This is a genomic window from Acidovorax sp. GW835-FHT14G06, from assembly GCF_058793595.1.
This window is the reverse complement of the sequence record NZ_JBXAGA010000002.1, coordinates 346,184-367,591: the sequence shown is the minus strand read 5'-3', so window position 1 is coordinate 367,591 and position 21,408 is coordinate 346,184. Positions and strand designations below refer to the sequence as shown.

General features: G+C 65.6%; 20 protein-coding genes. 8 read left to right on the top strand and 12 right to left on the bottom strand.

The window, feature by feature from the left end:
• Positions 1-80 precede the first annotated feature (80 nt).
• The gene (locus AC1Q64_RS04245; RefSeq protein ID WP_492250571.1) at positions 81-1,343 is read left to right on the top strand and encodes a sensor domain-containing diguanylate cyclase; all 1,263 of its coding nucleotides are present in this window, start codon (positions 81-83) and stop codon (positions 1,341-1,343) included.
• A gap of 111 nt (positions 1,344-1,454) precedes the next feature.
• Here AC1Q64_RS04245 and AC1Q64_RS04240 read toward each other — a convergent pair whose 3' ends face one another.
• Positions 1,455-1,658, bottom strand: coding sequence for a hypothetical protein (locus tag AC1Q64_RS04240; RefSeq protein ID WP_291436211.1), 204 nt, complete (start codon positions 1,656-1,658; stop codon positions 1,455-1,457).
• 15 nt (positions 1,659-1,673) lie between these two features.
• Positions 1,674-3,323, bottom strand: coding sequence for a methyl-accepting chemotaxis protein (locus AC1Q64_RS04235; RefSeq protein ID WP_291436213.1), 1,650 nt, complete (start codon positions 3,321-3,323; stop codon positions 1,674-1,676).
• 323 nt (positions 3,324-3,646) lie between these two features.
• Between AC1Q64_RS04235 and pstS the strand changes: the two genes are divergently transcribed.
• The 3 genes from pstS to AC1Q64_RS04220 all read left to right on the top strand — a co-directional run bounded on the left by pstS (position 3,647) and on the right by AC1Q64_RS04220 (position 7,087).
• Positions 3,647-4,717 carry a phosphate ABC transporter substrate-binding protein PstS gene (pstS, locus tag AC1Q64_RS04230; RefSeq protein ID WP_492250570.1) on the top strand — a complete coding sequence of 357 codons (1,071 nt, stop codon included), beginning with the start codon at positions 3,647-3,649 and terminating at the stop codon, positions 4,715-4,717.
• 110 nt (positions 4,718-4,827) lie between these two features.
• Complete coding sequence (locus AC1Q64_RS04225) at positions 4,828-6,351, top strand: CYTH and CHAD domain-containing protein (RefSeq protein WP_492250569.1); 1,524 nt, start codon at positions 4,828-4,830, stop codon at positions 6,349-6,351.
• A gap of 76 nt (positions 6,352-6,427) precedes the next feature.
• Positions 6,428-7,087, top strand: coding sequence for a 3'-5' exonuclease (locus AC1Q64_RS04220; RefSeq protein WP_492250568.1), 660 nt, complete (start codon positions 6,428-6,430; stop codon positions 7,085-7,087).
• A gap of 179 nt (positions 7,088-7,266) precedes the next feature.
• Here AC1Q64_RS04220 and AC1Q64_RS04215 read toward each other — a convergent pair whose 3' ends face one another.
• Positions 7,267-9,321 carry an oxidoreductase gene (locus AC1Q64_RS04215; RefSeq protein WP_492250685.1) on the bottom strand — a complete coding sequence of 685 codons (2,055 nt, stop codon included), beginning with the start codon at positions 9,319-9,321 and terminating at the stop codon, positions 7,267-7,269.
• A gap of 97 nt (positions 9,322-9,418) precedes the next feature.
• Here AC1Q64_RS04215 and AC1Q64_RS04210 point away from each other — a divergent pair, with 97 nt between their 5' ends.
• Complete coding sequence (locus AC1Q64_RS04210; RefSeq protein WP_492250567.1) at positions 9,419-10,051, top strand: TetR/AcrR family transcriptional regulator; 633 nt, start codon at positions 9,419-9,421, stop codon at positions 10,049-10,051.
• A gap of 24 nt (positions 10,052-10,075) precedes the next feature.
• Here AC1Q64_RS04210 and AC1Q64_RS04205 read toward each other — a convergent pair whose 3' ends face one another.
• Both AC1Q64_RS04205 and AC1Q64_RS04200 read right to left on the bottom strand, forming a co-directional pair.
• Positions 10,076-10,303 (bottom strand): SlyX family protein, encoded by a 228-nt coding sequence (locus AC1Q64_RS04205; protein WP_008906148.1) that lies wholly within the window; start codon positions 10,301-10,303, stop codon positions 10,076-10,078.
• 7 nt (positions 10,304-10,310) lie between these two features.
• A complete protein-coding gene (locus AC1Q64_RS04200) occupies positions 10,311-11,501 on the bottom strand; it encodes an aminotransferase-like domain-containing protein (protein ID WP_492250566.1) in 1,191 nt (396 codons plus the stop codon).
• Between the two features lie 125 nt (positions 11,502-11,626).
• Between AC1Q64_RS04200 and AC1Q64_RS04195 the strand changes: the two genes are divergently transcribed.
• Positions 11,627-12,106 (top strand): AraC family transcriptional regulator, encoded by a 480-nt coding sequence (locus AC1Q64_RS04195; RefSeq protein ID WP_492250565.1) that lies wholly within the window; start codon positions 11,627-11,629, stop codon positions 12,104-12,106.
• A 51-nt stretch (positions 12,107-12,157) separates the two neighbouring features.
• Here AC1Q64_RS04195 and AC1Q64_RS04190 read toward each other — a convergent pair whose 3' ends face one another.
• Both AC1Q64_RS04190 and AC1Q64_RS04185 read right to left on the bottom strand, forming a co-directional pair.
• The gene (locus tag AC1Q64_RS04190) at positions 12,158-13,135 is read right to left on the bottom strand and encodes a Bug family tripartite tricarboxylate transporter substrate binding protein (RefSeq protein WP_492250564.1); all 978 of its coding nucleotides are present in this window, start codon (positions 13,133-13,135) and stop codon (positions 12,158-12,160) included.
• 89 nt (positions 13,136-13,224) lie between these two features.
• A complete protein-coding gene (locus AC1Q64_RS04185; protein ID WP_492250563.1) occupies positions 13,225-14,697 on the bottom strand; it encodes an amidase in 1,473 nt (490 codons plus the stop codon).
• A gap of 124 nt (positions 14,698-14,821) precedes the next feature.
• Here AC1Q64_RS04185 and AC1Q64_RS04180 point away from each other — a divergent pair, with 124 nt between their 5' ends.
• Positions 14,822-15,787 carry a LysR family transcriptional regulator gene (locus AC1Q64_RS04180; RefSeq protein ID WP_492250562.1) on the top strand — a complete coding sequence of 322 codons (966 nt, stop codon included), beginning with the start codon at positions 14,822-14,824 and terminating at the stop codon, positions 15,785-15,787.
• 2 nt (positions 15,788-15,789) lie between these two features.
• Positions 15,790-16,428: an endonuclease III gene (nth, locus tag AC1Q64_RS04175; RefSeq protein WP_492250684.1), complete on the top strand. Its 639-nt coding sequence runs from the start codon at positions 15,790-15,792 to the stop codon at positions 16,426-16,428.
• A 138-nt stretch (positions 16,429-16,566) separates the two neighbouring features.
• Here the strand turns inward: nth and AC1Q64_RS04170 are convergent, their stop codons facing one another.
• The 5 genes from AC1Q64_RS04170 to AC1Q64_RS04150 form a co-directional block, all read right to left on the bottom strand.
• Entirely contained in the window at positions 16,567-17,313 is a 747-nt protein-coding gene (locus AC1Q64_RS04170) for an aspartate/glutamate racemase family protein (protein WP_492250561.1), read from the bottom strand.
• A gap of 23 nt (positions 17,314-17,336) precedes the next feature.
• Complete coding sequence (locus AC1Q64_RS04165) at positions 17,337-18,101, bottom strand: GntR family transcriptional regulator (RefSeq protein WP_056747172.1); 765 nt, start codon at positions 18,099-18,101, stop codon at positions 17,337-17,339.
• Positions 18,102-18,114: 13 nt separating this feature from the next.
• Entirely contained in the window at positions 18,115-19,008 is an 894-nt protein-coding gene (locus tag AC1Q64_RS04160) for an ABC transporter permease (RefSeq protein ID WP_492250560.1), read from the bottom strand.
• 1 nt (position 19,009) lies between these two features.
• The gene (locus AC1Q64_RS04155; protein ID WP_492250559.1) at positions 19,010-19,924 is read right to left on the bottom strand and encodes an ABC transporter permease; all 915 of its coding nucleotides are present in this window, start codon (positions 19,922-19,924) and stop codon (positions 19,010-19,012) included.
• Positions 19,925-20,105: 181 nt separating this feature from the next.
• Positions 20,106-21,398 carry an ABC transporter substrate-binding protein gene (locus AC1Q64_RS04150; protein WP_492250558.1) on the bottom strand — a complete coding sequence of 431 codons (1,293 nt, stop codon included), beginning with the start codon at positions 21,396-21,398 and terminating at the stop codon, positions 20,106-20,108.
• Between the last annotated feature and the right edge of the window lie 10 nt (positions 21,399-21,408).

The window sequence follows — 21,408 nt, the reverse complement described above, 5'->3', positions numbered from 1 at the left end:
GCGCGTATGACAGATATGGATTCCCAGTCGCACCCCCCAGTGCCACAATGGTGCATTACTTTTGGTAACCACCGAGCCCGATGTCCCACGACCTGCGTCTGCTGCAAATGCTGCCAGCGGCTGTGCTCGTCACGCAGGACGGCGCCATCCGTTTTGCCAACGCGGCCAGCATGGAGCTGCTGGAAGCGCCCAGCACCGACAGCCTGATAGGCCGCATGTCCGGCGACTTTGTGCACCCCCTGGACCAGGTGCGCTCCACCAACCGCATCCAGCAGGTAGCGGTGCCCGAGCAGGCCGGCCGGCCCAACAAGTCGTCCGAGTTCCGCATCCGCACAGAGCGCGGCAACCTGCGCATGGTGCTGATCAGCAGCGTGGCCATTGAATGGGATGGCGCACCGGCCGTGCTGATGTGCGGCATGGACATGACGCACCAGAGCGAGATCGAGGCCCAGCTGCGCGAGAGCGAGCAGAACTTCCGGCGCCTGTTCGAGAACATGCAAGACGTGTACTACCGCACCGATGCCCAGGGCATCGTGCAGCATGTGGGTCCCGGGGTGCGCCGGGTGCTGGGCTACGAGCCCCATGAAATCGAGGGTCGCACCGCCGAGTCGTACTACCCGCAGAGCACCGACCGCGATGCGTTCAAGGCCGCCATCATGGAGCATGGCGAGGTGTCGGATTTTCCGGGCCAGATGGTGCGACGCGACGGTACCGTGATCGACATCTCCATTAGCAGCCATTTGCTGTACGACCACGCGGGCAATTTTGCGGGGGTGGAAGGCATCTACCGCGACGTGACGCAGCGCAAGAACCTGGAGCGCGAGCTGCAGCGCCTGGCCACCACCGACATGCTGACGAGCATTGCCAACCGCCGCGCATTTTTGGAGTGCGCCGAGTCGGCCTACGCCCACTCGCGCAGCAACGGAGAGCCGCTGACCTTGCTGATGCTGGACCTGGATCACTTCAAGGCCATCAACGACCGTTTTGGCCACCTGGAGGGCGACCGTGCCCTGATGGCGTTTGCACAGGCCATCAAGGGCCAGCTGCGTGCCAGCGATGCCGTGGGGCGCCTGGGTGGCGAAGAGTTTGGCGTGCTGCTGCCACTGACCACACTGGCCGAAGGCATGGAAGTGGCCACGCGCATGCTGCACAGCATCCGCGCGCTGCAGCTCATCGACGATGCGGGCCAGAGCTACCGCATCACAACCAGCCTGGGCGTGGGCACTTTCCGCCATAACGACCGCAGCCTGCGTGACATGCTCGACCGTGCGGACCAGGCGCTGTACCTGGCCAAGCACCGGGGACGTAACCAGGTGGCTTCGCTCGAAACGCTGGACGAGTAAACCCCATGCAATCCAGCCGTCTCCGCGTCTCTACTCGCGCGGTTGTCACGCAGCACAGCTGATTCCAGCGGTGATCGCCGCAGTGGATACCGTCAAGGGCGCCGTTGCGGGCTAGAGCCGCATCCGCTCCTGCTGCAGGTTCCACAGGCAGGCCGCAATGCCGAGCAACATTTCCATCACATGCTCCGATCCGCTGCAGGAAAGCTCCAGGTCGTCGATGATCACGGCCAGCTGCGAGATGGCATCCTCCGGTGCAGCGGCACCGCCGTTGCGGGCCACTTCGGCAATCGCAATCAATACGTCGGTGCGGTTCATGTCGGATGAATGGACTTAGCGCTCGGACAGGGCCAGCTGGGCCGACTGAGCCTCCCTGCCCTGCAGAGCAAGCGCTGGTGCGGGGCCGCCCAACGGCAAGCGGGAGGCAGTGTTCGCATCCAAGGCAGCATCGGGCGCCAGGCGGAACTGATGAATCACCTCCAGCAGGCGCCGCACCTGATTCTTCATGCCCGTCGAGGCGGATGAACTGTCGTCTACCAGTGCCGCGTTCTGCTGCGTGGCAGTATCCAGCTGGCGCACGGCTTCGCCGATCTGTGCAATGCCCCGGGCCTGCTCTTGCCCCGCGTCCTTGATGGCTGTAATGAGCGACACCACCTGGTTCACATGGTGCACGGTGTTGGCCACACGCTCACCCGCCTGGCCCACCAGGGTGGACCCGCGCTCCACGCCCTGCACGCTGGCCGAGATCAGCCCGCGAATCTCACGGGCGGCCATGCTGCTGCGCTGCGACAACCCCCGTACCTCGCCCGCCACGACGGCAAAGCCCCGGCCCTGTTCACCGGCACGGGCAGCCTCCACCGCCGCATTCAGCGCCAGCAGGTTGGTCTGGAAAGCGATGTCGTCGATCACCTTGATGATGTCTGTGATCTTCTGCGACTGGGTCTTGATCTCCTGCATGGTGGCGATCACGTCCCGCATCACGCTGCCGCCTTCGTTGGCCACGTTGCTCGCCTCCTGCGCCAGGGCGGTGGCACGCTGGGCGTTGTCGGTGTTGTGCTGCACGGTGATGGTCAACTGCTCCATCGAAGCGGCCGTCTCCTGCAGGTTGGACGCCTGCACCTCGGTGCGGCGCGCCAGGTCTTCGGTGCCGCCCGCCATCACCACAGCCTCATGGGCGACAGTCTCGGTACTGGCGCGCACCTCGGTGATCACACGCACCAGCTGGTGGTTCATCTCGCGCAGGGCCCCCAGCAGCTCGGCAGTCTCGTCGTTGCCGCGCACATCGATCTGCGCTGTCAGGTCGCCCCCCGCCACGGTGCGCGCCAGCACCACGGCCTGACGCAGCGGCCGCGAGATGGAGCGGGTGATGACCCACGCCATTGCAGCACCTGACAGCAATGCCAGGGCGGTAGCAGCCAGCATCCACCAGTGGATGGTGTCGCTCATGGCACGGGCCCCCGCAAACTCTGCCGCGGCCACGTTGATCTGCAACGCCACCAGTCGTTCGATGGCGTCCTGCACCTTGAGCGCGTTGGGACGGATCTGGGTGATGTACAGCTCGGAGCCGTCGTCGTACTTGCCCGCCACCAGCGCAGCAGACGCAGGGATCAGGCCTTTGTCCAGGTAGGTGGCGTTGGCGTTGGCAAAGGCCTGCGCCAGGGCCTGTTCCTCGGCCCCCAGCGGCTTGGCTGCGTACTCTTTCCACAGGGTCTGGATGCGCTCGACATTGGCGGTCAGGGCCGTGTGGCTGGCCTCCAGGTTACTGGTGCCAGGGTCCATCAGCATGTCCATCACCAGCACGCGGTTGCGCTGCGTCAGGTGGCTGATCTCGGCCAACACACCCATGGGCACGGTGCGGTCGCCATACAGCGCTGCACTGCGCTCGGTCAACCGCTTGGCACCGCTGATGCCGCCAGCCGCCAGGGCCGAGATCAGCAGCAGCAACACGGCGAATGCCAGGGCCAGGCGGGTACCAATTTTCATTTTTTGAAGCATCTGAATCTTTCGTGAAGGTCCACCAGGGCGCCGCCGCCTTGTGGGAGCGAACGCGTGTTGCCGCAGGGGAAAGCCCACTACCCGCCATGCACCGCGCCCCGACGGCATGCAAAAGATACTAATTGTTTCAAATGACAAAATAATGACGGACTGAGAAACCTTGCTCGCTCCCGACCTTGATTAAAATCGGCGCCATTTTGCTAGGATCGGCACAAAAGTGCTCAATCCGCACAATGGTCGCGCATGGATTTCAATCACACCAGAAATCGGCACGGCATATCGTTATTCATAAAAACCATTACACAAAACACATGAAATATATTTACCTTGTCTTACTGATGACCATGGCCCTGTTGCAGGCAGGGCCCGCTAGCGCACAAACCGTGACGGGCGCTGGTTCGTCGGCGGCTGCACCCATCTACCGCAGCTGGGCCAAGGCCTATGCAAAGGCCACTGGAAGCGCGGTGGACTACGACCCGGTAGGTTCCAGCGCGGGCATGAAAAAAATCCAGCAACAGGCCGTCGGTTTTGGCGCGACGGATGTGTACCCCGCGGAGAAGGACCTGATGGAGCACGGCCTGCTGGCGCTGCCCGTGGCCATCACCGGCATCAGCCCCATCATCAACGTGCCCAAGGTGCAAAACACCCAGCTGCGCCTGACGGGCGAGGTCCTCAGCAGCATCTTCATGGGCGAAATTGCGCGATGGAATGCAGCAGAGATCGTCGCACTGAACCCCGATGTCCCTTTGCCCGACCTGCCGATCAAGGTGGTGGTGCGTGCCGATGGCTCAGGCACCACCTACAACTTTGCGGACTACCTGGGCAAGGTCAGCCCAAAATGGAAAGCCTCTTACGGCGCCAAGACCAGCATTGCCTGGCCTGCAGGGGTGCTGGCCTTCAAAGGCAGCGATGGCGTGGCCAAGGGCGTGCGCGATACGGTGGGTGCCATTGGGTATGTGGACCATGGCTATGTGGCTGAATACGGGCTGACCACCGTGCAGATGAAAAATGCTGAAGGCAATTATGTAAAACCCTCCATCGATGCCTTCAAGGCGGCGCTGGCCAACAGCGATTGGTCTGCCACCGGGGTTTTCAACAGCACCTTGACGCAGCGGCCCGGTAAATCCGTGTGGCCCATCACCATGGGCACCTTTGTGGTGTTCCCCAAGGTCACGCAGAACCCCGACCAGACGGCCCAGGCGCTCCGATTCATTCTGTGGTCGTTCCTCAATGGCGATACCCTGGTGCAAGAGAATAACTTTGTCCGCCTGCCAGACCGGGTTCAAGCATCAGCATTCAAAATCATTACCTCCATCCGTGATAACCAAGGCAAGCCGCTGGGCATGAGCTTGATATCCTCCTTCAATCGTTCATCACAATAAATCGGCATTCATTCAAATAATTGCTTTTCGATTATTTGAAGGTGGGTTTCTTCCATCATTAATCCGGCATGGCCCCGCGATGGCGATACCGCAGGATAATTCCGTCCACCATGGAAATCGAATTCAAATTCTGTATCCCGCCCGATCGCCTGGCTGCGGTGCAGGCGGCTGTACGCCGGGGCCGGTGGGCAGCCATCCGCATGGAGGCACGCTACTTCGACACGCCCGACGGCGCGCTGGCGTCCCGAGGCATTGCGTTTCGCCTGCGCCGTGAGGGCGACCAGTGGGTGCAAACCGTCAAGGCGCTGGGCGACGGCCCGCTGGACAGGCAGGAGCACAACGTCGCGCGCGGCCCGGCCACCGCAGGCTCCGCCCCCGAGCCCCAACCTCAGTTGCACAGCGGCACCGTAGCGGGCACCCAGCTGCTGCAGGCCCTGCAAGCCGCCAGTGGCCCGCTGACCGAAACCTACGGCACCGAAATGGACAGGCTCACCCGCGACGTCAACCGCCAGGGCGCGGTGGTCGAGCTGGCACTGGACACCGGCCGGGTGGTGGCCCACCGGGGCACGCCCCAGCAGGCCGAGGCCCCCATTTGCGAGTTGGAGCTGGAACTCATGGCCGGGCCGGTGGCGGGCCTCGCAGCGCTCGCCACGCAATGGGCCTCACGCCACGGGCTGTTTCTGAGCACGGTGTCCAAGGCCGAGCGGGGCGAGCGCCTGCTGGCCGCACCCGGCAGCCGCTCGCCCCGCAAGGTCAGGGACCTTTCCGCCACTTACCAGCAACTGCCAACCGGGCTGGCGCTGCAGCGCGCTGTGGTGACGCACTGCCTGCAACAGATCCTGGGCCCTGCCAGTGACCTGGCGGACGGCTCCATGGACGACGAGCAGGTACACCAGCTGCGCATCGGCATCCGCCGCCTGCGTACCGCCCTGCGCGAGCTGGCTCCGCTGGCCCCGGGCAGCTTCGACTTTGCCTGGGAGCCGCCCCTGGTCGATGTGTTCCAGCAGCTCGGCCATCTGCGGGACCGCAGCCAGGTGCTGCAACGCATCGGTGTCGAACTGCGCGCTGCCGGAGGGCCACCGATGCCGTCGCACAAGGACAAAGACGCAGGGATGTGCGCCGCTGCGCACATCGTGCGCAACGCGGCATTCCAGAGCGTGCTGGTGGGCCTGATGGCCTTTACCACCCAGGGCCCGGATGCCACCCACGGCGCCCCAGCGGGCCTGGACGCCCGGGCCACGCGCCATTTGCTGCAGCAGCGCCTGCGCGCACTACACGGCCAGGTGCAAAAAGGCACACGGGGTTTTGCCACCCGCACGCCGCAGGCACAACACCGCCTGCGCAAGCGCCTCAAACGCTTGCGCTACCTCACAGAGTTCGTGGCGCCCGCACTGGATGCACACAGCACCCGGTTTCTGGACAGTCTGCAGCCCGCGCTATCGGCACTGGGCCGCCTCAACGACGAACGCGTGGCCGCTGCGCTGTACCGCGAGCTTGCCGAGTCCGGCGAGCCGAACGCCTGGTTTGGCGTGGGCTGGCTGGCAGGGCGCGAGGCGCTGGCCGTGGCGGCCTGTGAGCAGGCCTTGGCGCGCATTCTGGAAGCCCCCCGCTTGCGCAAAACCGGCAAACGCTGACGGCCGCAAAGGCTGCCGTGGGATTGTGCGGCACCAAGGGGAACATGCGGTTCCCCCACACGGCACAATGGCCCGCATGACCGCCTCTCCTTCCTTCCGGCGCCAGCCACCTGCCACACCCCACCCACCGTCTGCGCGCACCACACAACACCCCACGCCAGACAAAGACCAGATCGCCCTGCTGGAGCCCTTTGAACGCCTGGGGCTGGACCGCATCGCCTTGGTCTCCACACCCGCACAGGCCGACCAGGCCTGCAATGCACTGGCCAGCGCCAGCGCCTGGGGGTTCGACACCGAGTCCAAGCCCACCTTTGTGCGCGATGAGCAGTCGGACGGCCCGCACATCGTGCAACTGGCCACGCTGGAGCGGGCCTGGGTATTCCAGCTGCATGACCCCGGCTGCCGAGCGCGCGTGGCCGAGCTGCTGGCCCTGCAGGGTGTGACCAAGGCGGGCTTTGGGCTGGGTGACGACACCAAGCGCATCCAGCACAAGCTGGGCGTGCAACCAGCCGATGTGCTGGAGCTGAACGCCGTGTTCCGCCAACGCGGCTACCGCAAGGACATGGGCGTGAAAGGGGCCGTGGCGGTGCTGTTCAACCGGCGCTTCATCAAGTCCAAAAAAGCCGCCACCTCCAACTGGGCCAACGCCCGGCTGAGCGAGGCCCAGCTGGTCTACGCGGCCAACGACGCGTGGGCAGCGCTGCGGGTGTTCAACGCCCTGAATCTGTCCGCCTGAGGGATAAGGACGGCACAGCCGCCGTGACCCATCACGGCAGTCGCCATCCTATATTCACTATCAAAAATATAGCTGCTCAGGCATATTCCACTAGCGCTACCAGCCTAAAAGGCCTCAATAACACGCCTGACACGCCCTGTGAGGCCCTGTGAGCCCCTGCAGGCGATGTACGCACCGACCTACAGCCGGGCTGCCAGCCGCGCCGCCTGGTCGATGGCGCGTTTGGCGTCCAGCTCGCCGGCCTCCAGCGCACCACCGATGAGGTGGGGCTTGCGGCCCTGGGCCTCCAGGTCCTGCGCCAGGCTGCGCAACGGCACCTGGCCCGCGCACAGGACCACGGTGTCGCAAGGGATCCAGGTCGGGTCTTCGCGCTTCTCGCCGTACGAGACCAGCAGCCCTTCGTCGGCAATGCGCTCGTAGTTCACGCCACCCACCATCTCCACCGCTTTCATCTTCAGCACGGTGCGGTGGATCCAGCCCGTGGTCTTGCCCAGGCCGCCGCCCAGCTTGCCCTTCTTGCGCTGCAGCAGCGTCACCTGCCGTGCAGGGGGCGTCACGCGCGGGCCGCTGGCGGCCAGGCCACCGCGCGCCTCGGCCGGGTCTGTGATGCCCCATTCGGCCTTCCAGGCGGGCAAATCGAGCGTGGTGGAGGGGTGCTCACCATGCGTGAGGAACTCGGCCACATCAAAGCCGATGCCGCCCGCGCCGATAATGGCCACGCGCTCGCCCACCGGCTTGCCGTGGCGCAGCACGTCGATGTAGCTCAGCACCTTGGGGTGGTCCTGGCCGGGGATCTTCGGGTCGCGCGGCTCCACACCGGTAGCGACGATGACCTCGTCAAAGCCCGCCATGTCGGCGGCCAACACGCGCTCGTTCAGGTGCAGTTGCACGCCTGTGTCCTCCACGCGTGTGGCCAGGTAGCGCAGCATTTCGTGGAACTCTTCCTTGCCCGGAATCACCTTGGCCATGTTGAGCTGGCCGCCGATGGCGGGCGCCGCGTCGAACAGGTGGACCTCGTGGCCACGCTCGGCAGCCACCGTGGCAGCGGTGAGGCCTGCAGGCCCCGCGCCCACCACCGCGATGCGCTTGCGCGACGACACGGGGCGGTACACGAGCTCCGTCTCATGGCAAGCACGCGGGTTGACGAGGCAGCTGCTGGTCTTGTTCTGGAACACATGGTCCAGGCAGGCCTGGTTGCAGGCGATGCAGGTGTTGATGCGGTCAGCCCGTCCTTGCGCAGCCTTCTTCACAAACGCGGCATCGGCCAGCAGTGGCCGCGCCATCGACACCATGTCGGCACAGCCATCGGCCAGCACCTGCTCGGCCACCTCGGGCGTGTTGATGCGGTTGGACGTGACCAGCGGCGTGGTGATGCCCGCCGCCGCAAACTCGGCCTTCATCTTTTGCGTGACCCAGGCAAACGCTGCGCGCGGCACGCTGGTGGCAATGGTGGGCACCCGCGCCTCGTGCCAGCCAATGCCGGTGTTGACGATGTTCGCCCCGCCGGTGGCCACGGCCTTGCCCAGGGTGACGATCTCGTCCCACGCGCTGCCGCCGGGCACCAGGTCGATCATGGACAGGCGGTAGATGATGATGAAGTCCGGCCCCACGGCCTCGCGCATGCGGGCCAGAATCTCCACCGGCAGCCGCATGCGGTGGCTGTAGTCGCCGCCCCAGGCATCGCGCCGCAGGTTGGTGGCTTGCGACAGAAACTGGTTGATGAAATAGCCCTCCGAGCCCATCACCTCCACGCCGTCGTAGCCCGCCTCGCGCGCCTTCACTGCACAGCGCACGAAGGCGCGGATCTGGCGCTCCACCCCGCTCGCCGACAGCGCGAACGGCGTGAACGGCGAAATCGGCGACTGCAGCCGCGACGGCGCCACCGCCAGCGGGTGGTAGGCATAGCGGCCCGTGTGCAGGATTTGCAGGGCGATCTTGCCGCCCGCCTCGTGCACGGCCTCGGTCACCACGCGGTGGCGCTTGGCCGCGCCCGAGGTCGCCAGCGTGCCTGCAAACGGCTTGGCCCAGCCCGCGATGTTGGGCGCAAAGCCACCCGTCACGATCAGGCCCACATCCCCCTCGGCACGCTCGCGGAAGTACGCCGCCATGCGCGAGAGGTCGCGCCCGTCTTCCAGCCCGGTGTGCATGGAGCCCATGAGCACACGGTTCTTGAGGGTGGTGAAGCCCAGATCGAGCGGGGCAAGCAGGTGCGGGTACAAGGCAGTGCCGGGCATGGAGGCAGCGGCGGCAGGGGCGGCAATGGGAGAGGAATGCATGGAAGGATCGTGGACTAGAAATATTTTCTAGAACTTTATTCTAGAATCGCATTCCATGGCAAGCCGCAATTCCCCGCCCCCCACCTCATCCCCTGCCGACGCAACCACCGACCGCCGACAGGACATCCTGAACGCCGCCCTGGCCTGCGCGGCCGAAGGCGGCGTGGATGCAGTCACCATCGACGAAGTGCGGGCGCGCTGCGGGGCCAGCGTGGGCAGCATTTATCACCACTTTGGCAACCGGGACGGCATCGTGGCGGCGTTGTTCTTCGAGATCTATCACGACCAGTCGCGCAGCGTGCAGGCGCAGCTGGATGCCGCCCAGGGCGTGGAGGCGGGCGTACAGGCCCTGGTCACGGGCTATCTGGACTGGGTGGTGGCACAGCCTGAACGGGCGCGTTTTCTGTTCCAAGCGCGGGGCGCCGTGGCCGCCGGCCCGCGCACGCCAGACCTGGCCGAGGCAGCGCGGCGCCGTAACCAGGCACTGGTGGCCTGGTTTGAGCCCCACCGCCGGTCCGGCGCGCTGCGCGACCTGCCGTGCGAGCTGATGCCGTCGCTGGTGATGGGGCCGGTGCAGAGCTATTGCAGGGCCTGGCTGTCGGGCAATGCGGCACAGGGCGGTTTGCCCTCGCCGACTACCTACCGCACCGAGCTGGCCGAGGCTGCCTGGCGATCCGTCAGGGCGTAGACCGAGCGATCGGATCAGCTCCGATCAGTAATGCGGCGGCAGCTCGTCGCGCAGGTTGCGCGGGCCGTTCGAGCCGCCTTCGGGCGCCTGCTGGCGCAGCTGGATGACCTCGTGCGTCAACCGGTCGATCAGTTGCTGCTGCTGGTAGATGGTCATGTTCAGCTGGTCCAGCAGGTCTTCGGTAAAGCTGGCCTTGATCTCCAGGCTTTCGAGACGCTGGAGAACGTTGGCGAGATCGTTGGTGTCGGACATGGAGGCGTCAGATCGCCTGGCCCAGGCGCGCCACGCCTTCGCGGATCTTGTCCACATCGGCCGTGGCAAACGACAGGCGGAAGGTGGCGTGGTCGGGGTTGGCGCAGAAGAACGGCGTGCCGGGCACAAAGGCCACACCCTTCTCAATCGCGCGCTTGGCCAGTACGTTGCCATCGGCCACCTTGCCGCCTACACCCGTGAGGCGTGCCCACACGAACAGGCCGCCCTGGGGCTGCACAAATTCGATGGCGTCGCCCAGCTCCTTGCGCAGCGCATCGCCCATGGCCTGGGCGCGCTCGGCGTACACCTTGCGCACATGGGCCAGGGTGCCAGGCATGCGGCCGGCCTTGAGGTACTGCGCGGCCGTGGCCTGGGCAAAGGTGCTGGTGTGCGCGTCGCTGAACTGCTTGCACATGGTGGCCTTGCCCAGCAGCTCGGCCGGGGCAATCATCCAGCCCACGCGCAGGCCGGGCGACAGCACCTTGCTCAAGCTGCCGCAGTGCACCAGCAGCTCACGGCTGCCGGGCACGGTGGCCGACAGGTTGAGCAGGCTGGGGGGAGGCGCGTCGCCAAAGTACAGGTCGCCGTAGGGGTCGTCCTCGACGATCAGCGTGTTGTGCTTGACGGCCATCTCCAGCACGGCCTTGCGGCGCTCCAGGCTCAGCATGGCGCCGCTGGGGTTGCCGAAGGTGGGGATCAGGTAAACGAATTTCGGCTTGTGTTCGGCAATGAGCTTTTCCAGCTCGTCGGTCTTCACGCCATTGCCATCGATGGGTGCGCTGATGAGTTCGGCGCCGTACAGGCGAAAGCACTGGATGGTGGCGAGGAAGGTCGGGCCTTCGACAATCACCTTGTCGCCGGGGCTGATGAGGGTCTTGCCCAGCAGGTCCAGCGCCTGCTGGCTGCCGGTGGTGACGATGAGGTTGTCGGCCGCGACATCCTTGGCGCCCTTGCTGGTCATGAAGGCGGCCAGTTGCTCGCGCAGCGGGTTGTAGCCCTCGGTGGCGCCATATTGCAATGCTGCGCCGGGCTCTTCGGCCAGGGCGGCGTTGCTGGCTGCGCGGATGCCTTCCACGTCAAACATCGCGCTGTCCGGAAAGCCACCCGCAAAGCTGATGATGCCGGGCTTGCCCAGCAGCTTGAAAAGCTCGCGAATGGCGGAGGTTTCTACGTTGTTCAGGCGGTCGGCAAATTGCATGGCGTGGACAGAAGTGGTTGGCAACAAACTCTGCATTGTCGCCAATTGCGACGCAGGATTCATGCGGTGTCTTTCCAAGAGGCTCTAAACTGGGTTTTCCGTCCACCGCCACTGCCCTGCCCGCCATGACCCTGACCCTCCGCACCCTGCCCCGCATGCGCCTTGCCACCATGCGCCATACCGGCGCCTACGGCCACCCGGGCCTGACCGAGTTGTGGGAGCGTTTTGGCAGCTGGTGTGCCGCCCATCGGCTGGATGATCCGCGCCCCAAGTTCTATGGCTTCAGCCACGATGACCCGGGCTGCACGCCGCCCGAGCAGTGCCGCTATGACGCAGCGGTGCAGATTGGCGTGGGCCTGCGCACCGGGCCCGATGTACAGGTGATGGACTACGAAGGCGGCGACTACGCCTGCATGCACTTTGTGGGCACGGGGCACGAGATTGCCGCCGCCTGGGCGCAGATGGGCACGCCGGGCCAGATCCCCGACGGCTGGGAATGGGAGCCCCGCGCTGCGCTGGAGATCTACGACGAGGACTTTGCAGTGGACCCGGCCACGGGACGCTTTCCGTGCTGGCTGTGTATTCCGGTCAAGCGGACGCGCTGAATCCCATGGGGTTGCGCTGACGGGCCGGGTAGCCCTTTTCAGCGCCCACCGTCAATCCACCCGGATATCCGCCCGCGCCGCCACCGCGCGCATCAGCGGCAGCTCGCGCTCAATGCGTGCGCGCAGCGCGTCCCCATTGCCACCCAGGGGTGTGAGGCCGATGTCCACCATCTTCTTCTTGAACTCCGCCGAGGCCATGGTCTCGGCCAGGGCCTTTTCCAGCTTTTTCTGCACGGGTGCGGGCAGCCCTGCGGGCCCCACAAAGGCAAACCAGGAACCCATGTCAAAGCCGGGGTAGCCGCTTTCGGCCACCGTGGGCACATTGGGCAGCAAGGCCAGGCGCTGCGGGCTGAGCGCCGCAATCGCCTTGATCTTGCCGGACTTGATGAGCGGGGTGGATACCACCACCGTGTCCACCGCCAGTTGCACCTGCCCACCCATCAGCGCCGTGAGACTGGGCGAGCTGCCGTTGAAAGGCACATGCATCATCGGAAAACCTGCGGTGGTCTTGAGCATCTCGGCTCCAAAGTGCACCGACGAGCCCGTGCCATAGGAGCCGTACGAGAACTTGTCCGGCGCGGCCTTGGCCTGGGCCACGATGTCCTTGAGCGACTGCCCCGGGGTGTCGTTGTGGGCCACCAGCAGCAGCCCCATGTCGGCCACCAGGGCCAGGGGCGTAAAGCTCTTGATGGGGTCGTACGGCAGGTTGGTGCGGATGGCCGGGTTCATGGTGAGCGTGGTGTTGGACCCGAGCAGCAGCGTGTACCCGTCAGCGGGCGCCTTGGCCACCATGGACGCCGCCACCACGGTGCCCGCACCGGGCCGGTTCTCGACCACCATGGGCTGCCCCAGACGCTCTCCCAAGGCCGTAGCCAGCAAACGTCCCAGGATGTCGGTGGCTCCGCCTGGGGCAAAAGGCACGACCAGCTTGATGGGTCGGTCGGGGTATGTCTGTGCCTGCGCCAGGCCGGGCGCGCCCAGCACCAGGGCGCTGAGCAGAAGACTCGATACGAAGCGGGAACGCAGCATGGTGAAGCTCTCCAGAAAGCACGTTGACAAAAGCGGGGGGTAGCCGGGATTCACGGTGGGAGACGGAATGGCGAGCAGCGAGGCCCACGTCACCCCAGCAAGGGGCTGCGCTGGCGCGCGTACCCACTGGCCTGGTCGTAGGCATGGCCGATCTGCAGCACGGCGGCGTCAGACTGTGCCGGGCCGATGATCTGCAGCCCCGCAGGCAGGCCGCCGGGGCCAAAACCTGCGGGGGCTGCCAGCGCGGGCAGGCCGGCCATGGTGGCGGGCACCACGGTCGCCATCCAGCGGTGATAGGTGTCCATGGTGCGGCCGCCGACCTCGTGGGGCCAGTCCAGCCCGGCATCGAACGGAAAGACCTGGGCGGCGGGCAGTACCAGGAAGTCGAACTTGTCGAACAGGCCGCGCAGCACCTGGTACCAGGCGCTGCGCACGCGGGCTGCGTCGTACACCTGCAGGGCCGTCAGGCGCATGCCACGCTCGATCTCCCACACCGCCTCGGGCTTGAGCAGCGCATGCGTGGCCGGGTTGCGATACAAGGCCGCATTGGCCCCTGCCACGCTGAAGCTGCGCAGGTCGATCCATGCGTTCCACAGCTGTTCCAGATTGAATGCGGGCGCCACAGATTCCACGGTGCAACCCACCGTGCGGAAGTGTTCCAGCGCCTGCTCGCAGGTGGCCAGCACGCCAGGCTCGGTGGGCAAATGGCCGCCCAGGTCACCCAGCCAGCCGATGCGCGCACCGCGCCAGTCGCGCTCCAGCGGCTGGCCCAGCAGGGCCACGTCCTCGTGGCGCCGCGTGAGCGGCAGGCGCGCATCAAAACCCGCCTGCACCGACAGCAGCAGCGCCAGGTCCGGGATGTTGCGGGCCATGGGCCCGGCCACGCTGAACTGCTGGAAGAACACTTCCTCCGTCGGCCCGTGCGGCACCAGGCCGAACGAGGTACGCAGCCCATACACGTTGTTGAAAGCCGCTGGCGTGCGCAACGATCCCATCATGTCCGAGCCATCGGCCACGGGCAGCATGTGCAATGCCACTGCCACGGCTGCGCCGCCACTACTGCCGCCCGCCGACACGGCCGGGTTGTAGGCATTGCGCGTGGTGCCGTACACCGGGTTGTAGGTATGGCCGCCCAGGCCAAACTCAGGCGAGTTGCTGCGGCCGATGAACAGTGCGCCGCCTGCGCGCATGCGCTCGAACACCACGGCGTCGGTGGCCGACACCTGCCCGGCAAAGATGGGCGAGCCCCGCGTGGTGACCATGCCTGCGGCGGGCATGATGTCCTTCGGCGCCTGCGGAAACCCATGCAGCGGGCCCAGGCTCTCGCCGCGCGCCAGTTGCGCATCGCGCTCTGACGCCTGCGTGCGCAGGGCGTTGCGGTCCACCATCGCCACCAATGCATTCACCACGGGGTTCAGCCGGTCCACCTGGGCCAGGTAGGCGTCCAGCACCTCAGTGCAGGAGACCTCCCGTGCATGGATGGCGCGCGACAGTCTGGCGGCCGTGTAGTCCACGATGTGGCTGGGGGTACCACCCGGGGTGACGCTGTTTGCAGAAGGCATGGGGGCCGGGGCCGGTGGATGTGTCATTTATGGGTCAGCATAAGCAGCCCGCTGCGTTTCGACAATCAACGATTTCTGGGGTTATCTTTGCGTTTTACGCAATCCGCACCCCAAAAGGCCCCCCATGCTTTCCAGCCGCTTGCAGGACACGGCGCTGCGCTACTTTCTGGAGGTGGTGCGCAGCGGCTCCGTCAGCGAGGCCGCCGCGCGCCTCAATGTGTCGCCCTCGGCCGTGAGCCGCCAAGTCGCCGCCCTCGAAGACCTGCTGGGCGTGCCGCTGTTTGACCGGCGCCCGCGCGGCATGGCGCCCAGCGCCGCGGGCGAGCTGCTGGCCGCCCATGCCCGGCGCGGCGCGCTGGAGGCCGACCGCGTGGTCTCCGACATCCAGGCGCTGCAGGGCCTGCGCACGGGGCTGGTGCGCATCTGCAGCTCTGCGGGTTTTGCCATCGAGTTCCTGCCCCGCGTGATGGCGCAGTTCCGCCTGCAGTACCCCGGCATCCAGTTCCACCTGCGCGTGGCCAGCCCCGCAGCTGTGACCGTGGCGGTGCTCAACGGCGATGCAGACATTGGCCTGACCTACAGCCGCTCGGCCGAGCGGGACATCACCGTGCAGCACCGCCAGGCCGCGCCCGTCATTGCCATCATGCGGCCTGACCACGCGCTCGCACGCGCCCACTCCGTCACGCTGGCGCAGATGCACGCCTACCCCATCGCCCTGCCCGAGCGGGACAACACCGTGCGCCAGCTGTTCGACATTGGCTGCAGCCAGCGGGGCCTGGTCTTTGAGCCCGCGCTGGTGTGCAACCACTTCGAGACGCTGATGCACTTTGTGCTGCATGGCGGCGGCCTGTCCATCTCGGGCGAGGTGACGGTGCGCGACCGCGTGTTGCGCGGCGAAATGCATGCCGCCCAGATCCGCGAGCCCGGCATGAGCGCCCGCGCCGCCGAGCTGCAAACCCTGAGCGGCCGCACCCTGCCCGCTGCCGTGCGCATGTTCCTGGAGTTTCTGCAGGCGCAGCTGCGGGACAATCCGCCACCGGCCGCGCCCGCCAAAAGAAGTCAGCCCCCTGCCCCACACCGCCAACGATGATGATGAAAACCGCCCAGATCGAGCCCTTCTTCGCCACCCTCAAGGCGGCCAACCCTATGCCCAACACGGAGCTGGAATACACCACCCCGTTCGAGCTGCTGGCCGCCGTGCTGCTGTCGGCCCAGGCCACCGACGTGGGGGTGAACAAGGCCACGCGCAAGCTGTTCCCCGTGGCAGGCACGCCCCAGGCCATCCTGGATTTGGGACTGGAGGGGCTGGAGGGTTACATCAAGACCATCGGCCTGTACCGCACCAAGGCCAAGAACCTGATGGAGACCTGCCGCATCTTGGTGGAGCAGCACGGCAGCGTGGTGCCCCGCACGCGCGAGGCGCTGGAGGCCCTGCCCGGCGTGGGCCGCAAGACAGCGAACGTGGTGCTGAACGTGGCCTTTGGCCAGCCCACGATGGCGGTGGACACGCACATCTTTCGCGTGAGCAACCGCACAGGCCTGGCACCGGGCAAGAACCCGCTGGCGGTGGAGCTGCAGCTGATGAAACGCGTGCCCGCCGCCTATGCTGTGGACTCGCACCACTGGCTCATCCTGCTGGGCCGCTATGTGTGCCAGGCTCGCAAGCCGCGCTGCTGGGAATGTGTGGTGAGCGAGTATTGCGACTACCGGCCGAAGACGCCGGCGCCCTAACGCGCAGAACGCACAGCGCTTCAAGTTTCATAGCAACCAGCGCATATTCTTCTAGCGCATCCAGCCAAAAACCCTCGCAATCTGCGCTTTTGGCGGAGATTGCGAGCCCTTGCGCAATCGCCAGCCCGCAAGGCCGGGTCAGGCAACGCAGCGGGTGCCCAGCGCCGCCATCTCTTGCGACACCCCCACCCAGGCCACATCAAACCCTGCCACCTTGCGCTCCGGCGGCACGGGGTGCGCGCGCAGCGCCCAGGTGGCACCGGCCACGACGCTGTCGATCACCGGCACCGGCACCTGCGGCTGCACGGCAGCAGCCATGCCGGCCAGCCCCGCACCGCCCAAAATGACGGCCTGCACCCCCATCTGCCGCACCACATCGCGGCACGCCTGGGCCAGCAATGCGCGGGCCGCTTCGGGGTCGGCGGCCAGTTGGGCACCGGTGGGCGCCACGGTGTGGATGCCTGCCAGTGCGTGGGCGTGGCCCAGCGCCTGGGCCAGGCGCTGCAGCATGGGGCCCCAGCGCTCGCCGCCGGTGACGATGGCAAAGCGGCCGTGGCGCGCAGCCTCGATGAATGACGCTTCGGCCAGGCCAGTGACGGGCACCGGACTGCTCTCGCGCAGCGCCATCAGGCCAGGGTCGCCAAAGCAGCCGATCAGCACCGCGTCGGGCGCGGTCTGCGGCTGTGCGATCTCATGCGCCCACACATCGAGCGCGGCGTGGGCTGCCACAGCGTAGCTCGCCTCGCACGCGATGTACGGAGCGCCAAAGCGGGCCGTGGCCGTGCGCACCGCCACATGCGAGCCTGTAGCCCCCTGGACATGCCGCTGCAGCAAGGCACTGACGTTGGCTGACATGTTGGGGTTGATGACGAGCAGTTGACGCATGGAGGAAGGATGTGAAAAGCGAGTCAGACCCCGCCCAGCAACCGCGCCAGATCGGGCGCCTCTGCCGCAGGGGGCGTGAACTCCAGTTGCGACTCGATGCGCGCCAGGTGGGCCAGCATCAGCCGGGGCGCCTCGCGCGCATCGCGCAGGCGAATGGCATCGATCAGCGCCCGGTGTTCGCGGCAACCGCAGGCCGTGGCCTCTTCGCGGGTTTGGGCGTGGCTGGGGCTGTAGGTCATCAGGATGAGCGAGGTGCGCGAGACCAGTTCGCGAAGGATGCGGCCCAGCGTCTGGTGCCCTGCCGCCTGTGCGATATGCAAATGGAAATCGCCCGACAGGCGTATGGCGCGGCGCATGTCGCCACTGGCGCGGGCGGCTTCTTCGTCGTCGATGCAGGTGCGCAGCGCGGCGATGTCGGCATCGGTGGCGTTAGCGATGAACAGCTCCACCAGGCGTGGTTCCAGCAAGCGGCGGGCCTCAAACACTTCCAGCGCCTCTTGCGGCGTGGGCTGCGCGATGGACGCGCCCCGGTTGGGTGTGAGCGTGACCACCTGCTCATTGGCCAGCCGCACCAGCACGGGCCGCACGCGTGTGCGCGAGACACCAAAGGCCGCCGCCAGCTTGTCCTCCACCAGTTTGGTGCCGGGGGGCAGGCGGTGGTCGAGGATGGCCGACACCATGCGGTCGTACATGTCGTTGTCGCTGAGCTGGCCTGTCGTGTCGGGCTGCACGGGCGGTTCGGTGACCGCAGCGCGCGCGCGCCGGGGCTTGGGGAGGGTGGTCGTCATAAGGGTGCCGTTTTTACCCCGAACGGCCCTTGCGCCTGCGACCCAATGCCCACACCAGCGCCAGCGTGATGCCCATGACGATGAAAGACACCACCGTGGTCAGCGTGCCCAGCGCATAGATGGATGGCGTGGTCACCGTGCTGGTCAGCCCTTGCAGCTCCAAGGGCAGCGTGTTCACGTCGCCAATGGCCTGCGAGGTGCGGGCGATCTCGTCCCAGCTGAGCGTGAAGCCGAACATGCCAATGCCCACGACCGAGGGAGCGATCAGCGGCAGCACCACATGCGCAAAGCCCTGCCAGGGCGTGGCGCCCAGGTCGCGTGCGGCTTCTTCGTACGCAGGGTTGAAGCGGTTGAACACCGCAAACATGATGAGCAGGCCAAACGGCAGCGTCCAGGTCAGGTGCGCGCCCAGGGCCGAGGTGAACAGGCCCAGCGACGTGCCATAGCCCTCCAGTGCACTCTCCATGCCCAGCCATTCGAGCACCGCCTTGATGCCGTTGTCGATGAGCCGGAACTCCAGACCGATGCCCAGCGAGACGATGATGGACGGCATGATGAGGCTGGCCACGACGATGAAGAACAGCGTGTTGCCACCCGCCAGCCGCTTTCGAAAGGCCAGGCCCGCCAGCACCGACAGCACCACCGTGCACAGCATCACCGCCACCCCCAGGCCCAGCGATCGCCACAGCGCCGCGCCGATGTCCACCACGCCCAGCCCGTCGGCCAGTTTGGCGAACCAGTGCAGCGACACGCCGCGCATCGGAAAGGTGAGCCCCCCTTCAGGCCCCTGAAAGCTCAGGATGACGATGACGAACATGGGCCCGTACATGAACAGCACGAACAGCGCAAAGACAATGGCCAAGGGCCAGAAGCTGGCGGGGCGGGTTTCGCGGATGCGGGTTGTCATCTCACAGCTCCTTGCGAATGTCGACGAGGCGCGTGAGGCCCCAGATGATCATCAGCACCACGGCCAGCAAGATCACGGCATTGGTCGCCGCCAGCGGGAACTGCAGGTAAGACGTCTGCACCTGGATGATCTTGCCAATCGATGCGATCTGCTGGCCGCCCATCACGCCGATGGTCACGAAGTCGCCCATGACGATGGTGATGACAAAGATCGAGCCGATGATGATGCCGGTGCGCGACAGCGGCACGATCACGTTCCACAGCGTCTGCCAGCCACTTGCGCCACTGTCGCTGGCGGCTTCGATCAGGCTGCGGTCGATGCGCATCATGCTGTTGAAGATGGGCACGATCATGAACATGGTGTACAGGTGCACAAAGGCCAGCACCACCGAGAAGTCCGAGAACAGCAGCCACTCGATGGGCGTCTCGATGAGGTTCATGCCCACCAAGGTTTGGTTCACCAAGCCGTTGCGCCCCAGCAGCGGCACCCACGAAATCATCCGGATCACATTGGATGTCCAGAACGGAATCGTGCACAGCACGAACAGCAGCGTTTGCATGCCCGAAGAGCGCACATGGAAGGCCAAAAAATAGGCCACGGTGAAGCCGATCACCAGCGTGATGAGCCACACCAGAAAACTGAACTTGAGCGTGGAGTAGTACGTCTTGAGCGTGACGCACAACCCCTCAGACGCATCGCCACAGCCCGCGAAGATCGACACGTAGTTCTTGAACGTGAAACCCGGCAACAGCTCGTACTCATTGAAGTCCCAGAAGCTGACCATCACGATCAGCGCCAGCGGCACCAGGAAAAACAGCGCGAACACCAGCGTGAATGGCGCAGCCTGCCACCAGGCGGCAATGCTGCGGCCAGGAATGGCTGCAGCGGGTAAGGACGGTGTGGTGGTCGTGCTCATGGTGTTTGCAATCAATGAATCCAAGGGTCTGAAATTCGGCGCACATCTCTAAAACTGGCGCTACCCAAGACCAGTGCTCCCGCGCAAGGGCCGCCCCGCCGCGCTGGGAGCGTCCCCCTCCCAGATTGCGAAGCAATATGAGAGAGGGGGAAGGCGCGCAGCGCCTCAGGGGGCGAAACCTCTACGCCGCTACAAACTCATTCCATTTTTGAACCATGTAGTTGTTCTCATCCATCAGCGCATTCCAGCAGGCGATACCACCCATGCGCGACTCATAGCTGCCGCCGTCGCGCACCGCGCCGGCCTTGGCCAGCACATCACCATTGGGGCTCTTGATGTCCTGCGTGGCGGGCTTGCCTTCCATCCAGTAGGCCCACTCGTAGGCTTCCATCTTGGACTTGGCAGTTTCCAGAACGGCGCTGTAGTAGCCCTGGCGGTTCAGGTACGCACCGGCCCAGCCGTCGAGGAACCAGTTGATGAACTCGTAGGCGCCATCGAGCTTGCGGCCACTCAGCGTGGCGGGCAGGCCAAAGCCTGCGGCCCAGGCGCGGTAGCCTTCCTTCAGGGGCTGGAAGTTGCAGGCGATGCCCTTGGTGCGCACGGCCGTGACGGCGGGGCTCCACATCGACTGGATCACCACTTCGCCCGATGCCATCAGGTTCACCGACTCGTTGAAGTCCTTCCACAGCGCACGGAACTGGCCCTGCTTCTTGGCTTCGATCAGGGTCTTGATCGTCAGATCAATCTCCTTCTTGGTCATGTTGCCCTTGTCGGGGTACTTGTAGATGCCCATGGCCTCGACCACCATGGCGGCGTCCATGATGCCGATGGAGGGGATGTTGAGGATTGCGGTCTTGCCCTTGAACTCGGGGTTGAGCAGCTCGGCCCAAGAGTTGATGGGGCGCTTGATCAGGTCGGGGCGGATGCCCAGCGTGTCGGCGTTGTAGGTGGTCGGGATGAGCGACATGAACTGCGTGGGCGCGGTCGCAAACTTCTTGGATTTTTCGCCTTCCAGGTAGATCACCTTCTTGGGTGCAGTGCCCTGGTCGCCCACGGCCTTGCCGTTGACCATGCCCGTAGTGAACAGCGTGGTGATCTTGTCGGCGTTCTTGATGCGCTTGGTGTCGATGCCCTTCAAGTTGCCCGTGGGCACGATCTTTTTCAGCGAGAAGTACTCGGTGTCGATCAGATCAAAGCTGTTGGGCGCGGTCACAGCGCGCTTGGTCACGTCGTCCGTGGTCACGGCCACGTACTGGATCTCGATGCCGGTGTCGGCCTTGAATTTTTCGGCAATCGCCTTGTCCTGGTTCACCGCCGTGCCCAGGTAGCGCAGCACGATCTTTTCCTGCGAATGCACGGCCGGGAACATGCCAGCGGCCAGGATGCCCGCCGTGCCCTTGAGCAACGAGCGGCGCGCCACTCCAGTGGCATCGGAGACAACAACAGGGGAATCAGCACGGGAAGCATCGGACATGGGAAAACTC